The 12,609-nt window shown below is 63.4% G+C and carries 16 protein-coding genes and 1 pseudogene; 6 read left to right on the plus strand and 11 right to left on the minus strand.

Features of this window, described 5'->3' with window-relative positions; translation table 11 throughout:
* Position 1: 1 nt before the first annotated feature.
* Positions 2 to 259, plus strand: coding sequence for a hypothetical protein (locus EOD29_RS15690; protein ID WP_095831049.1), 258 nt, complete (start codon positions 2 to 4; stop codon positions 257 to 259).
* Between the two features lie 97 nt (positions 260 to 356).
* Here EOD29_RS15690 and EOD29_RS15695 read toward each other — a convergent pair whose 3' ends face one another.
* The 4 genes from EOD29_RS15695 to EOD29_RS15710 form a co-directional block, all read right to left on the minus strand.
* Positions 357 to 1,415 carry a dipeptidase gene (locus EOD29_RS15695; protein ID WP_127247155.1) on the minus strand — a complete coding sequence of 353 codons (1,059 nt, stop codon included), beginning with the start codon at positions 1,413 to 1,415 and terminating at the stop codon, positions 357 to 359.
* Between the two features lie 274 nt (positions 1,416 to 1,689).
* A complete protein-coding gene (locus EOD29_RS15700) occupies positions 1,690 to 1,986 on the minus strand; it encodes a GNAT family N-acetyltransferase (protein ID WP_127247156.1) in 297 nt (98 codons plus the stop codon).
* Complete coding sequence (locus EOD29_RS15705) at positions 1,979 to 2,617, minus strand: alpha/beta hydrolase (protein ID WP_127247157.1); 639 nt, start codon at positions 2,615 to 2,617, stop codon at positions 1,979 to 1,981. The genes EOD29_RS15700 and EOD29_RS15705 overlap by 8 nt, the downstream gene beginning before the upstream one ends.
* 4 nt (positions 2,618 to 2,621) lie before the next feature.
* Complete coding sequence (locus tag EOD29_RS15710; RefSeq protein ID WP_127247158.1) at positions 2,622 to 3,554, minus strand: VOC family protein; 933 nt, start codon at positions 3,552 to 3,554, stop codon at positions 2,622 to 2,624.
* A 218-nt stretch (positions 3,555 to 3,772) separates the two neighbouring features.
* On the opposite strand from EOD29_RS15710, the pseudogene EOD29_RS15715 reads away from it, so the two are divergent.
* Positions 3,773 to 5,346: pseudogene (locus EOD29_RS15715) on the plus strand (alkaline phosphatase family protein).
* Between the two features lie 43 nt (positions 5,347 to 5,389).
* Here EOD29_RS15715 and EOD29_RS15720 read toward each other — a convergent pair.
* Positions 5,390 to 6,778 (minus strand): PRC-barrel domain-containing protein, encoded by a 1,389-nt coding sequence (locus EOD29_RS15720; RefSeq protein WP_127247159.1) that lies wholly within the window; start codon positions 6,776 to 6,778, stop codon positions 5,390 to 5,392.
* 239 nt (positions 6,779 to 7,017) lie between these two features.
* Between EOD29_RS15720 and EOD29_RS15725 the strand changes: the two genes are divergently transcribed.
* Positions 7,018 to 7,938, plus strand: a complete 921-nt coding sequence (locus EOD29_RS15725; protein ID WP_127247160.1) for a diacylglycerol kinase family protein — start codon at positions 7,018 to 7,020, stop codon at positions 7,936 to 7,938.
* Positions 7,939 to 7,958: 20 nt separating this feature from the next.
* Here the strand turns inward: EOD29_RS15725 and EOD29_RS15730 are convergent, their stop codons facing one another.
* From EOD29_RS15730 to EOD29_RS15745, 4 genes are all read right to left on the minus strand, one after another.
* Positions 7,959 to 8,174, minus strand: coding sequence for a hypothetical protein (locus tag EOD29_RS15730; protein WP_067002134.1), 216 nt, complete (start codon positions 8,172 to 8,174; stop codon positions 7,959 to 7,961).
* A gap of 120 nt (positions 8,175 to 8,294) precedes the next feature.
* Positions 8,295 to 8,759 carry a phage holin family protein gene (locus tag EOD29_RS15735; RefSeq protein ID WP_095782492.1) on the minus strand — a complete coding sequence of 155 codons (465 nt, stop codon included), beginning with the start codon at positions 8,757 to 8,759 and terminating at the stop codon, positions 8,295 to 8,297.
* A gap of 10 nt (positions 8,760 to 8,769) precedes the next feature.
* On the minus strand, positions 8,770 to 9,096 hold the full coding sequence (locus tag EOD29_RS15740) for a DUF883 family protein (RefSeq protein WP_095778215.1): 327 nt from the start codon (positions 9,094 to 9,096) through the stop codon (positions 8,770 to 8,772).
* Positions 9,097 to 9,173: 77 nt separating this feature from the next.
* Positions 9,174 to 9,911 carry a Crp/Fnr family transcriptional regulator gene (locus EOD29_RS15745; protein ID WP_127247263.1) on the minus strand — a complete coding sequence of 246 codons (738 nt, stop codon included), beginning with the start codon at positions 9,909 to 9,911 and terminating at the stop codon, positions 9,174 to 9,176.
* Positions 9,912 to 10,109: 198 nt separating this feature from the next.
* On the opposite strand from EOD29_RS15745, the gene EOD29_RS15750 reads away from it, so the two are divergent.
* Complete coding sequence (locus EOD29_RS15750) at positions 10,110 to 10,454, plus strand: response regulator (RefSeq protein WP_336618911.1); 345 nt, start codon at positions 10,110 to 10,112, stop codon at positions 10,452 to 10,454.
* A 31-nt stretch (positions 10,455 to 10,485) separates the two neighbouring features.
* On the opposite strand, the gene EOD29_RS15755 is transcribed toward EOD29_RS15750, so the two are convergent.
* Both EOD29_RS15755 and EOD29_RS15760 read right to left on the minus strand, forming a co-directional pair.
* Positions 10,486 to 11,037: an RNA polymerase sigma factor gene (locus tag EOD29_RS15755; RefSeq protein WP_040973662.1), complete on the minus strand. Its 552-nt coding sequence runs from the start codon at positions 11,035 to 11,037 to the stop codon at positions 10,486 to 10,488.
* A 3-nt stretch (positions 11,038 to 11,040) separates the two neighbouring features.
* Positions 11,041 to 11,244 carry a NepR family anti-sigma factor gene (locus EOD29_RS15760; RefSeq protein WP_067002232.1) on the minus strand — a complete coding sequence of 68 codons (204 nt, stop codon included), beginning with the start codon at positions 11,242 to 11,244 and terminating at the stop codon, positions 11,041 to 11,043.
* Positions 11,245 to 11,466: 222 nt separating this feature from the next.
* Here EOD29_RS15760 and EOD29_RS15765 point away from each other — a divergent pair, with 222 nt between their 5' ends.
* Complete coding sequence (locus EOD29_RS15765) at positions 11,467 to 12,261, plus strand: response regulator (protein ID WP_067002122.1); 795 nt, start codon at positions 11,467 to 11,469, stop codon at positions 12,259 to 12,261.
* Positions 12,262 to 12,426: 165 nt separating this feature from the next.
* Positions 12,427 to 12,591 (plus strand): DUF1328 domain-containing protein, encoded by a 165-nt coding sequence (locus EOD29_RS15770; protein ID WP_067002119.1) that lies wholly within the window; start codon positions 12,427 to 12,429, stop codon positions 12,589 to 12,591.
* The last annotated feature ends 18 nt before the right edge of the window (positions 12,592 to 12,609 follow it).

Here is a 12,609-nt window from a genome sequence, read left to right on the forward strand (position 1 = left end):
CGTGGAAGGGGATGCGGACAGGCTGGACGCGGAGGCGGAAGCGGCCGAGCAGTGGCAGCTGGTCAACACGCCGCTCGGCGAGATGTGGTCCGGCCGCACCCGCTATGCGGCGGCGATGTTCTTCTTCAAGCGCGGCGAGATGGATGCCGAGACGCTGGAGGTCTACCGCATCTGCGCCCGGCTCGACCATGAAGACCCCTTGCCGATCATCCGCGACCGCGGTGTCGGCAAGGAATGGCTGAAGCGCATGGGTGCGTGAGCCCGCAGCGCGACGGAGCTGCGCTCCTGCTTTGTCCTAGGATGACGACGTCTGGGGGAGCGTTCTGGCCCAATCCCGAACGTCCAAGATTGTCACTTTATCCGATGGTCCTTTCAAGGACACGCAGCCAATTCCGATAAGCGATCTTCTCGATCAGCGCGCGCCCGAAGCCGCGAGCGGCGAGCGCGTCGAGGAGCTTCGGCAGGCCTGCCACGTCGCCGATCACCGCCGGGATCGTGGCACCGTCGAAATCGGATCCGAGGCCGACACCGTCCTCGCCCAGCGCCTGCAACAGCGACTCGATGTGGCGCAGCATGATGTCGAGGCTGGTGTCGGCATTCATGCGGCCGTTCTCGCGCAGGAAGCCGGTGGCGAAGTTCAGGCCCACCATGCCGCCCGTTTCGCGGATCGCGCCGAGCTGCCAGCCGGTGAGGTTGCGCGAATGGCCGCAGATCGCATGCACGTTGGAGTGGGTCGCGACCAGCGGCGCGTCGCTGAGCGCGGCGACATCGCGAAAGCCCTTCTCGTTGAGATGCGAGAGGTCGATCATGATCCTGAGCTGGTTGCACGCCTTGACCAGCGCCTTGCCGGCGTCGGTCAGGCCCGGCCCGGTATCGGGTGACGAGGGAAAGCGGAACGGGACGCCGTTGCCGAAGGCATTCGGCCGGCTCCAGACGATCCCCAGCGAGCGGAGCCCCGCGGCATGGAGCAGGTCGAGCATGGCAAGCTCGGGATCGATCGCCTCGACGCCTTCGATATGGAACACCGCGGCGATCGAGCCATTCGCCATCGCCTCGCGCACATCGCCGGCGCTGCGGCAGACGGTGAGCGCGCCGGCGCGCTCGAGCCTGAACAGGATCGAGGCCATGCCGATGGTCGAAGTGACCGCCTCGGCGCGCGGCAGTTCCGGCGGCAGTGGTTCGTTGTCGCTCGGCGCCGGCGGCACGGCGCTACGCTTGGTCTTTTCGATCGGCGGCGGAAAGATCGCGAACATGCCGCCGGCAAAACCGCCCTTTTTGGCGCGCGGCATGTCGATGTGACCGCCCGGCGTGCCCTCGATGAACAGCTTTTCGACATCCGCTTCGTTCGACTGGTAGAGCCTGAGCAGCGTGTCGTTGTGGCCGTCGAAAACGGGAATGAGGTCGGATTCGGTCATCAGGCCATTCGCTTTTTGAGGTGGCGGATCGGGGCGGGAGAATCCCAGGTGATCTGTCTAATTAGGCAAGATGGCCGAACTGCGCAAATGCCAGACGCGTGTTCGCATTTATGGCTGGGCGGCTGCGTCGCTCGCCCCGGTGGATCGGCGCGCAGCGCCGAGACGGTTTAGGGCGCTGCAGCGGAGTAAGACGTCGGTTTTTCCCTGGAACTCCCCTCAGCCGGCCGCTTCGCGGCCCCCTTCTCCCCGGGGGAGAAGGGGAAGACGGGTGCTACTATTTCAGCACGTCGGCCCATTCCGGATGGCGGCGGAACTGGGCGTTGGCGAAGGGGCAGAGCGGGATTATCTTCTTGCCCGCCGCGCGCGCGTCCTCGACGGCGCGGGCTACCAGGCGAAGCCCGGCGCCATGGCCGCGAAAGACATCCGGCACCTCGGTGTGATCGATGATGAGCTGGTGCTCGCCGACCTTGGTGAAGGTCATTTCGGCCTCGGCGCCGCCCGGTCCGCGCAGCAGGTAGCGACCCTTGGAGCCGCGATCTTCCAGTTCGATCTCGGGCAGCTGGTCAGCCATTTTTCTTCACTCCTTCGCCGACGAGCGAGAGGGCGAAGAGCCGCCGCGCCGCTTCGATTTCATTCGGCCGCACCTCGTGCCCGCCGTCGTGCCATTCCAGTGTGACATCGGCCCCGTCGGCGCGCAAATAGGCCTCCAGCCGCGTTGTCAGGTTCGGCGGGCAGATCGGGTCGCGCCTGCCGGCCGTGATCAGGATGCGGCGCCCGGCAAGGCTGCCCTGCACCTGCGGCTCGAACGGGATCAGCGGATGCATCAGCGCCGCGGCATCGAACAGTCCTGGCTCGGCGAACACCACCGAGGCCAGGATGTTGGCGCCGTTGGAATAGCCGAGGCCGAACACCGCCGAGGGCTTTGCCGCCTCGACATGCGCCTTGACGAAGCCGGCCATCTTGGCCGTCGCCCGCGCGAGGTCGTCCGTGTCGTAGACGCCTTCGCCGGTGCGGCGGAAGAAACGGGCGGCACCTTGCTCCGACACATCGCCGCGCGGCGAGACTATCGTCGCCGAAGGCGCGACCCCGCGACCGAAGGACAGAAGCTGGTTCTCGTCGGCTCCGGTGCCGTGGAAGACGAACAGCAGCGCGCTGCCCGGCGAACCGGGCAGCACTTTGTGGATGTAGGCGTCCTTGCTCATGGCGTCAGTCTTCCAGCTTCTGCAGATGCTGTTCGAGATAGGGTCTCAGATGCTGATGCTGCGTCGGCAGCTTCAACGCCTCGCCGAGATGCGCGGTGTCCTCGTCGCGGTTGAAGCCCGGCTCGTTGGTCGACACCTCGAACAGCACGCCGCCCGGCGTGCGGAAATAGATCGCCCAGAAATAGTCGCGATCGATGACCGGCGTCACGCCGTAACCCGTGTCGACAAGCGCCTTGCGCACTTCGAGCTGCCTAGCGCGATCCTCGACCGCGAAGGCGACATGGTGCACAGAGCCGGCGCCGAGATTGGCAAAGCCTGCGCCCGGCAGCGATTCGATGTCGACGACGTCGGCGCCGTTGCCGTTCTTGATCGCCATCCGGCGGATGTTGCCGGACTTGTCGACCTCTTCATAGCCCATGAACTTCAGCAGCTCCTCGGTGGCGCCGCCGTCCTTCAGTCTCAGCGCGACCGAGTGGAAGCCGCGGATCGCCTCATCGGCGGGGACGCCGCCCTTCACCCAGGGCGCTCTGCCGTCGGCCTTGTCTTCGACCAGCGCAAAACTGTCGCCGTCGGGGCCGGTGAAGGCAAGCCGCTTCTCGCCAAAGCTTTCGCTGCGGCCACCACCGCTGACGCCCTCGTCGGCGAAGCGCTTTTCCCAATAGCCGAGCGTGCCTTCCGGCACTGAGAAGACGGTGGTGCCGACCTCACCCACCCCATGCCGGCCCTTGCCGATGTCGGGGAACGGGAAATAGGTCATCACCGAGCCCGGCGTGCCGAACGCGTCGGCATAGTAGAGGTGATAGACGTCCGGTGCGTCGAAATTGACGGTCTTCTTCACCCGACGCAGGCCGAGCTTCTTGGTAAAGAATTCATTGTTGCGGCGCGCATCGCTTGCCATCGAGGTAACGTGATGCAGGCCCTTGATCTGATTGAGCATGGTCTTGCTCCTTCCCTATCCTTGCTGCGGCCCTTGCCGCTGTCCACCGCAATATGAGGATAGCGCCGGGCCCGGCAAAGCGACCAAACTCAGAATGGACTGTATCACAAAAGTGAACGGCCATAAGACCGATGTTCACCAATTGATGAAACTGCCTCCTTGCGCCGATCGGGATATTTCGGCTCCATGAGCGGGCGCACCGTCTTGAGGAGAAGAGTTTGGAGAACCGAGTGAGCCGCCCGAATGTTCTTCTCATCACCTGCGACCAGTGGCGCGGCGATTGTCTGTCGGCGGCGGGACATCCGGTGGTGAAAACGCCGAATGTGGATGCGCTCGTGGCCGAGGGCGTGCTGTTCCGGCGCCACTACGCTGGAGCGGCGCCCTGCTCGCCGGCGCGCGCCTGCCTCTACACCGGCCTCTATCAGATGAACAACCGGGTCTGCCGCAACGGCACGCCGCTCGACGCCCGCCATGGTAACATCGCGCTTTCCGCACGCGCGGTGGGTTATGACCCCACGCTGTTCGGTTATACCGATGTGGCGCCGGACCCGCGCCGGCTTGCGGCCGGCGATCCGCGGCTGAGGAGTTATGAAGGCGTGCTGCCCGGCTTCAGCGTCCGGCAGTTGCTGCCCGAACATCAGAAGCAGTGGCTGTCCTGGCTGCGGACGCAAGGCATCGACACGAGCGCCGGGGCACCGGGCATCCATCGTCCGGCTGGCAAGCAGGGCAAGGTCGGCGATGATGTAAGCAACGCGCCGCCGGTCTATTCGAAGGACCAGACGCCGGCGGCTTTCCTAGCCGGCGAATTCATCCGCTGGCTTGGCGAACAGGAGCAGGCGGCGCCGTGGTTCGGGCACATCTCCTTCATCAGCCCGCACCCGCCTTTCATCGTGCCGCAGCCTACAACACCATGTACGACCCGGCCGACGGCCCCGCTTTCCGGCGCGCGGCGAACTGGCAGGCCGAGGCGCAAAGCCACCCCTACCTCGCATACGATCTTGGCCTGCAGAAGCGGACGAAGTTCGTTCCCGGCGCCGAGGGCAAGGTGCGGGATTGGAGCGAGGAGAATTTCCGCCGGATCCGTGTGCTTTACTACGGCATGATCTCCGAGCTCGACGCGCAGCTCGGCCGCATCTGGGAAGCGCTGAAGGCGGCCGGCAGTTGGGATGACACTGTGGTTGTGCTCACCTCCGACCATGCCGAGATGATGGGCGACCACTTCATGCTTGGCAAAGGCGGCTTCTTCGACGCCAGCTACCACATTCCGCTGATCGTGCGCGATCCGCGCCGGACAGAAGCGGCCGGCGCTTCCATCGATCGTTTCACCGAGGCGGTGGACGTCTTCCCGACCTTGCTCGACCTGATCGGCGCAGCACCCGAACCGCACCTCGACGGCAGGTCGCTGGCGTCCTGGCTCGACGGCGAGGAGCCGGCCGACTGGCGCGACGCGGCGCACTGGGAATTCGATTTCCGCTCGGTCGCCGACGGCGAAGCCGAGCGGCATTTCGGCATCGGCTCACGCGACTGCAACCTTGCCGTCCTTCGCACCGAGGCTTTCAAATATGTCCATTTCGGCGGCGGCCTGCCGCCGCTTCTCTTCGACCTGTCTAAGGATCCGGACGAGTTGAGCAACGTCGCGCACGACCCCGCCTATCTGCCGGTGCGCGTGGAACTCGCCGAGAAGATGCTCACCTGGCGCGCCAACCATCTCGACCAATCACTCGCGCTGGCGGAGCTGACAAAGGACGGAGTGGTCGGCCACGTGAGCAAGACAGCAGGCAGCAGGGAATAGCGAAACGCGTATTCCCTGCTGCCTGCTGCTGCTGCCTGGTCCCTTACTGCAGGACCATCCTCTGCTTGTCGCGGTTTGCGGCATAGGAGCTCTTGTCGTAGGCTGCCTGCGCCTCCAACTGCTCCTTGGTGAAGTTGGTGTAGAGATACTTGTTGCCGTCCTTGTCGGTCATGAACTTCAGCTTATCCATGCCGAGGGCGACTTCCTTCTCGCCGATGCCGAGGAAACCGCCGACATCGATAACCACCGCATCCGGCTTGTTGTCGGGCGTCAGCACGACGTCGCCAATCTCGCCGATCTCGACATCGTTGGCGCCGTATACCGTGGTGCCCTTCAGATCGTCGACTCTGATGTTGCCCATCGGCATTTCGTTCAACGTCGATTTGTCGATCGAGGCTGTCTTGGTCGTGTCGGTGGCGGCTGTGCCGGTATCGGCTGGCTTGTTCTCAGCCGTCGTATTCGCAGCCGGCGCCGCGGGCTTGGTCTCAGCCGTCGTCTGGGCCGGCTGAGCCGGTTTGGCCTCCTTGTCGGCCGTGGTGTCGGACGAGGTCACGGCAGGGGTGGTCGTTGCCGGAGCAGTGTTCGAAGCCGTGGTGGCTGCGGCCGGCGCCGGATCATAAGCCTTGCGGTTGAAGTCCGGCTGGGCCTCCAGTTCTTCCTTCGTCGTCTCGGCGATCAACCAGCGATCGCCATTCTTCTCCGCCCATTTGGCCTTGGCGAAGTCGAAGGTAACGTTCTTCTCGCCAATGCCCAGGAAGCCGCCGACGCCGATCACGAGGGATTCGGCCTTGCCGTCCTTGGCAAGAACGATGTCGTTGACGTCGCCGATCTTTTGGGCGTCGTCGGCGGTGCCGTTATAGACCGACTCGCCCATGATGTTGGTGGCGAGATTGCCTTCAGCCTTCTCTACCGGCTGGGCCGGCTGAGCGGGCGCTTGCGCCGTTCCGCTGTCGGTGGTCGCTGGCTGCGTGGCATCGGTCGTTTGCGCCGGGGCCGGATCATAGGCCTTGCGATCGAAGGCCGCCTGCGCGTTCAGCTCGTCTTTGGTCGTCTTCGCTACGAGCCAGCGGTCGCCGTTCTTCTCGGCCCATTCCAGCTTGTTGTAATCGAAGGCGACATCCTTGGTGCCGACGCCAAGAAAGCCGCCGACGCCGATGATGACGGATTTTACGTTGCCGCTTGCATCGAAAACGACGTCGTCGACCTTGCCGATGTCTTCGGCATCGTCGCCGGTCCCATTATAGACGGATTCACCGATGATATTGGTCATCAGCGCCCCGTCTGCACGTACTACTGGAGCTTGGATCTCGGCGGCGGGCGCGGGGGTTTCGGTGGCGGGCGCCTGCGCCGGTGCAGGCGTTGTGTTCTGCGCAAAGGCCCCGGTTGCTAGGAGGGTTGCAAGCGCGGTCGTTGCAAAAAGAGTGCGGATCATGATCGTCTCTCCTCGTGCCTGATTTCCTACGCGCCGCGTTCGCGGCCTCGCACAAGGCAAGGGCGAGCGCGGCAATATTCCACGATTTCACAACGTCGTGAGGGGAGCCTTGTTCCAAACGGCGCCGGTCCACGGCGCTTGACTTGCTCCCTGACGCGGAACCTTCGGCGGCCCCTTTCCGTTTCAGCCTCCGGCTGAGAGCTCGTTTTTGGCCTAACAATAGCAGGACGGAGAGGGGCATGCGGTTTGCTGCGGTGCTGAACAAGGACGGGGGCACCCTGCGCACGACCGATGTTGCAGCCTTTGCCGACCGGGTCCGCGAGCTTCTGGAAGCGGCTGGCCATTCGGTTCAGATCGACATCGTTGCGGGCGGCGAAATCGCTACGGCTTTGGAAAAGGCCATAGCCAGGCGCAACGTCGATGTCGTGCTCGCCGGAGGCGGCGACGGAACGGTGTCCACCGCCGCCTCGCTTCTGATGAACAAGAAGAACGCGTTGGCCATATTGCCGGCTGGTACGATGAACCTTTTCGCGCGCAGCCTTGGCATCCCCCAGACACTGGAAGCCGCCTTGAAGGCCTTTACCGACGGCGAGGTCAAGGCGGTCGATATGGCGACCGCGAATGGCCGTCCCTTCGTGCATCAATTTTCAATCGGCATGCATGCCAGAATGGTCCAGCTCCGCGAGAAGATGGATTTTGGCTCGCGGCTGGGAAAGATGCGGGCGTCGGTTCGCGCCGCATGGGCAACGATCAAGAACCCGCGCACCCTCAAGGTGACCTTGACCATCGGCAAGACCGACATCATCACCCGCGCGACCGGAATTGGCATCAGCAACAACCTGTTCGGCGAGGGTCATCTGCCTTATGCGGACAATCCGGCCGGCGGCGTGCTTGGCATCTATGTCAGCGTTGCGCGCCGGCGCCGTGACTTGGTAAAATTGCTGCTTGCCATGCTGCGCGGCCGGTGGCGCCAAAGCGAACATGTCGAGATCCACCAGGCTGACAAGGCCGTGCTGAAAATTCATTCCTCGCCGACAAAGTTCAAGGCGGTGATGGACGGAGAGTTGGTCAAGCTGGAACGCGAAACCACGGTCGAAATCCATCCAGCGACCCTTAACGTGCTGGTCCCTAGAAGCAGCGCGCAGGCAAAGGCAGCATGAATGGAGCCAAGACTCCAAAACTACTGCGTTTGACCGCTGGGAGCAGGCGCCTGCTCGGTCCCTGGAGGTTGTGGGACGTGCTGCTGCTCGGTGCTCGGCTCTTTGATCAGCACGCCATAAATCTCGGCTACGCCCCAGGCGATGAATACCAGCAGCAGCCCGGCGACGAGAATCCTGAGCGCATGCCAGCCCCAATGCCCCTGGCGGGCTTCGTTTTCAGGAACGGTCTTGGGCATGGTCGGTCTCCAGGTGTGGGGGCGGGCACGCCGAGCACGGCATGGTCGGGTAACGGACCCTTTCCGCGAAAGTTCCCAATCATCCGGCAACGGTCGGCCGCCTCGACCGGCTTGCCGCGCCTATGGCGTTTCGCTGCGATCCTTTTCTCGAGGCCCAGCCTTCACGTTCTCGCGGTAGATGGCGTAGGCGGCGAGCGCGATCGCGGGCGCGAGAAGCGTGCCCAGGCCGCCCTTGCTTTTCGCGAGCGCCGGGAGCAACGCGAGCGCCGCGGTTACGCCAACCGCCGTCATGTCGGCCTTTCGCCTTCGCGCGCGCCGCCGCGCCCGCATGCTGGTTGTCAACTTGTGGATCACGACAATCAGCCCGGCGATCACCAGGAAGCCGATGCCGAAGCCGAGGCTGGTCGCTAGCGGCCCGTAGCGCGCCGCCAGCCAGATATAGGCCGCGCCGATGAGGAAACCGACGCCGCACAGGGCAAAAACACCGGCAAGTCCGTAGAGGATTGCGGTCAGCCGCGCTCTTTGCAAGGCCGCCACCGCCTCGCCGGAAGCAAGGCCGGAAATAAGCGAAACCAGCGTCCCCATATGAGGGCTGCTAGCGGCGCGACAGCAGCGCGAACAGGAAACCTACTCCCGCCGCAATCGCCAGCGACGTCACCGGCTTTTCGCGAACGCTGGCTATCAACTGCGCTTCCAAATCCTGAGCGCTTCCGCGCATGCTTTCGAACGCTGCCTCGCCGTGCGCGCGCAGCTGCTCGACGCCTTCGGCGGCCGCGCGGCGCGCTGCCCCGTAACTGTCGTCCCGGGTCTTGGCCAATTGCCTGGTGAGCTCTTCGATATCGGCCTTCAACTGCCGGATGTCGGCTTCGAGGTCGGCGCTGGGGGGAGTGTCTGTTGCGGATCTGCCTGCGGCGGTCGCCATTGCGTAACTCCTTATGTTTGCTTCCATTTCAACGCTTGGCCGAGACCGGGGTTCCGTTCTGCCGGTCCGGCTCGTCGTCAGATCAGCGGTCTGCGCTCCTCACCCAAACCTTGCCAGCCGGCCAACTCCGTCAGCCCCTCATGGCTGAGAACCTCGCAACCACCGTCACGCCAAATGATCAGCTTACGGTCCATCAGCTTGCGGATCGTCTTGTTGGTATGCACCAGCGAAAGGCCGAGCGTATCGGCGATATGCTGCTGCGTGATCGGGATCTGCACCGGCCGCTTGCCGTTCAGGCCCGCCCCCCGGGCACGGCTGGAGATGAAGGCGACAAGATAGGCGGTGCGCTCAAGCGCGGAACGGCGACCGATGCTCAGCAAGTTTTCATCGAGCATGCGCTCCTCGCGCGACGCCATCCAGGTGATGTCATAGGCCAGGCCCGGGTAGTTGCGGTAAAGCTCGTGCAATTGGTCGCGCTCGAAGACGCACAGCAGCATCGGCGACAAGGCCTCGACGGAATGCTGCATCTCGCCCATCAGGCTGCCTTGCAGGCCGATGAGATCGCCGGGCATGGAATAATTGAGGATTTGCCGCCGCCCGTCGGGCAACAGCTTGTAGCGGAATGCCCAGCCTGAAAGTATGGTGTAGAGATGCGCGCTGTGGCTGCCTTCGACCAGCACGGTCGCCCCCTTGTCGACGCTGACGAACAACAGCTCCTGGCTCTCGAATTCGCGAAAGACTGGCAACGGCCGCAACGGGCATTTGCCGCAAGGATATTGGCGGGTGGCAAGGGAATATGCGCTCTGGCCGGACATTTCGACCCCTCTTCGAAACCCCTGCCCCGATCGGGCGAATACAAACGCTTCACCCGGACCGAGGTTCCGCCGCTCACGCAATGCATCGCCGGTCATGTCTTTTTTAAATGACAGAGCGCCGAATACCGCGCATGACTGCAGCCTTATAGGAGTCGCCGCCACGTGCCCCCATTGCTAGACGGATTGCGTATCCTGGTCTTGGAAGACGAATTCCTGATAGCGATGGATGTCGAGCAACTATGCCGCGACCAAGGGGCCGCCGAGGTCACGATTGTTGGCGACCTGGCTGAAATCGACCTGCGGGATGGGTTTTCCTGGTTCGACGCCGCTATCGTCGACCTGATGCTCGGCGGCACCTCGACACTCGACTTCGCCGAGCGGCTGCGCAGCGCAGGCATTCCATTCGTCTTCGCGTCCGGCTACTCCGACGCCGAGGATCTCGAAGGCTCTTTTCCCGAGATTAAGCTGGTCACCAAGCCCTACTCGGGAGACGATCTGATCCAGGCCCTGGCGCTCGCCTGCAGGCGCGCGAAAGCGGCGTGACGACGTAGCGTCGAAGAGCCGGAGGTCCGTGTCAGGCGGCGTTTGATCCTGTCACCTGCGCCGAGATCGCGTCGGGGCCGTATTCGTCCTCGCCAGAAATCTTCAGGATGTCCTGCAGCCGGGCGCGCGCGCGGCTGACCCGGCTCTTGATCGTGCCCACCGCGCAGCCGCAGATCTCCGCCGCCTCTTCGTAGGAAAAGCCGGACGCGCCGATCAGGATGATCGCTTCGCGCTGATCCTCCGGCAGCTGCTCCAGCGCGCCGCGAAAATCCTTGAGATCGAGCTGGCCATGCTGGGCCGGGTGGACGGCGAGCCTGGCGGTCATGATGCCGTCGCTGTCCTGCACCTCGCGACCGCGCTTGCGCATCTGCGAATAGAATTCGTTGCGCAGGATGGTGAACAGCCAGGCCTTGAGGTTGGTGCCCGGCTGGAAACTCTCATGTTTGTCCCACGCCTTGACCAGGGTTTCCTGGACAAGGTCGTCCGCCTTGTCGGCATTCTGCGTCAGCGACACCGCAAAGGCGCGCAGGCTTGGGATCGCGCCGAGCAGCTCGGTCTTGAAGCTCTGGGAGACCGCCGCCATGTCTCAGTCCTTTTTCTCGGCGGGTTCGGCCTTTTCCAGCTGGCTGAGCAACTGAGCGAATCGATCCGGCACCTGATCGGAGACCAGCTCGTCGTAATATTGCTTGAGTTTGCGGGCGATTTCGGAGTTCGGTCCGAGCGGACTGCTACCCCCGTTCCGGTGCCTGCTCGGGGCGCCAGTTATTGAATTCTTTGACATTTCTTTCATGTTTGCCCTAAGTCCCAGCACCTGAAACCGCTTTAAAACCATATGTCACGACGCAAGCGGCACCCTTGTCTGGTTGCCCATCCCACAGCCGGAAACGCCCGCTTCCTAATTTAGTTCCCTGCCCGGCGGAACTTTTTCAGAAAGCCGACGTTGGTTTTGCCGGGACTTCCAGTGAGTCTAGCCTTTGCAATGAAACAACGTCATCTGAGGGAGACGTCAAATATGAGCCTGTCCGCAACCATCGCTCCTCACCTGCCTTTCCTCCGCCGTTTCTCGCGCGCCGTGTCGGGATCGCAAGAAAGCGGTGACGCCCTGGTTGCTGCGATGCTGGAGGCCATCATCGCCGACACCGAAGTTTTCCCCAAGGCATCGAGCGATCGCATTGCGCTGTACAAGGTCTTTGCCAGGCTTTTCACTTCGATTGCGATCCGCGTGCCGCAAGAGCATGCGCAGACAGCTTGGGAGCAGCGGGCGGCCGCCAATCTGAACGCAATCGCGCCGCGGCCGAGGCAAGCTTTCCTGCTGGTCGCCGTAGAGGGTTTCAGCGAGGATGAAGCGGCGGAAATCCTCGATGCCGACGAACAGGAGTTCTCCGAATTGCTTGCCCAGGCAAGCAGCGAGATTTCCCGCCAGGTCGCCACCGACGTGCTGATCATCGAGGACGAGCCGCTGATCGCCATGGACATCGAGGAGATGGTCGAAAGCCTCGGCCATCGCGTTGTCGGCACCGCCCGCACGCACGCCGAGGCGGTCGCCGTTTTCGGCAAGACGCGTCCGAAAATGGTGCTGGCCGACATCCAGCTCGCCGATGGCAGCTCGGGCATAGAGGCGGTCAACGAGATCTTGTCCTCGACGCCGGTGCCGGTGATCTTCATCACCGCTTTCCCTGAGCGCCTGTTGACCGGCGAGCGTCCCGAACCGGCGTTTCTGGTGACCAAGCCCTTCAATCCAGACATGGTGAAGGCCCTGATCAGTCAGGCGCTGTTCTTCGACCGGCAGGCGAAAGCCGCGGCCTGACCGCATGTCCGATCATTGAGGTCTCATGCGAGGCGCCCGCGCCTCGCACGATGCGGCGCGGAGTCCCATCCGTGAAGCGTTTTCAGGGGATCGTCTTTTTCCGCAAATGGTGGAACAAACGCCATCCAGCCACGTTTTTTCCAGGACGTTAGAAGGAGAGATATCATGCTGTACTGGGCGCTCGTTTTTCTTGTGGTCGCGATCATCGCCGGCGCGCTTGGGTTCGGCGGCATCGCCGGCACGTCGGCTGGCATCGCGCAGATATTGTTCTTCGTCTTCCTTGCTTTCCTGGTGATCTCACTCATCGCCGGCCTCGTCAGGAGAACCTGACCAGGGGGAGTGCCGAAC

Origin of the sequence: Mesorhizobium sp. M1A.T.Ca.IN.004.03.1.1, assembly GCF_003997555.1 — a bacterium.
GTDB lineage: Bacteria > Pseudomonadota > Alphaproteobacteria > Rhizobiales > Rhizobiaceae > Mesorhizobium.

Excerpts from the sequence above, each read along its gene's own strand:
- EOD29_RS15695 (WP_127247155.1), bottom strand. The coding sequence starts at position 1,415 with ATGACCGAATCCGACCTCATTCCCGTTTTCGACGGCCACAACGACACG.
- EOD29_RS15700 (WP_127247156.1), bottom strand. The coding sequence starts at position 1,986 with ATGGCTGACCAGCTGCCCGAGATCGAACTGGAAGATCGCGGCTCCAAG.
- EOD29_RS15705 (WP_127247157.1), bottom strand. The coding sequence starts at position 2,617 with ATGAGCAAGGACGCCTACATCCACAAAGTGCTGCCCGGTTCGCCGGGC.
- EOD29_RS15710 (WP_127247158.1), bottom strand. The coding sequence starts at position 3,554 with ATGCTCAATCAGATCAAGGGCCTGCATCACGTTACCTCGATGGCAAGC.
- EOD29_RS15720 (WP_127247159.1), bottom strand. The coding sequence starts at position 6,778 with ATGATCCGCACTCTTTTTGCAACGACCGCGCTTGCAACCCTCCTAGCA.
- EOD29_RS15725 (WP_127247160.1), top strand. The coding sequence starts at position 7,018 with ATGCGGTTTGCTGCGGTGCTGAACAAGGACGGGGGCACCCTGCGCACG.
- EOD29_RS15730 (WP_067002134.1), bottom strand. The coding sequence starts at position 8,174 with ATGCCCAAGACCGTTCCTGAAAACGAAGCCCGCCAGGGGCATTGGGGC.
- EOD29_RS15735 (WP_095782492.1), bottom strand. The coding sequence starts at position 8,759 with ATGGGGACGCTGGTTTCGCTTATTTCCGGCCTTGCTTCCGGCGAGGCG.
- EOD29_RS15740 (WP_095778215.1), bottom strand. The coding sequence starts at position 9,096 with ATGGCGACCGCCGCAGGCAGATCCGCAACAGACACTCCCCCCAGCGCC.
- EOD29_RS15745 (WP_127247263.1), bottom strand. The coding sequence starts at position 9,911 with ATGTCCGGCCAGAGCGCATATTCCCTTGCCACCCGCCAATATCCTTGC.
- EOD29_RS15755 (WP_040973662.1), bottom strand. The coding sequence starts at position 11,037 with ATGGCGGCGGTCTCCCAGAGCTTCAAGACCGAGCTGCTCGGCGCGATC.
- EOD29_RS15760 (WP_067002232.1), bottom strand. The coding sequence starts at position 11,244 with ATGAAAGAAATGTCAAAGAATTCAATAACTGGCGCCCCGAGCAGGCAC.
- EOD29_RS15765 (WP_067002122.1), top strand. The coding sequence starts at position 11,467 with ATGAGCCTGTCCGCAACCATCGCTCCTCACCTGCCTTTCCTCCGCCGT.
- EOD29_RS15770 (WP_067002119.1), top strand. The coding sequence starts at position 12,427 with ATGCTGTACTGGGCGCTCGTTTTTCTTGTGGTCGCGATCATCGCCGGC.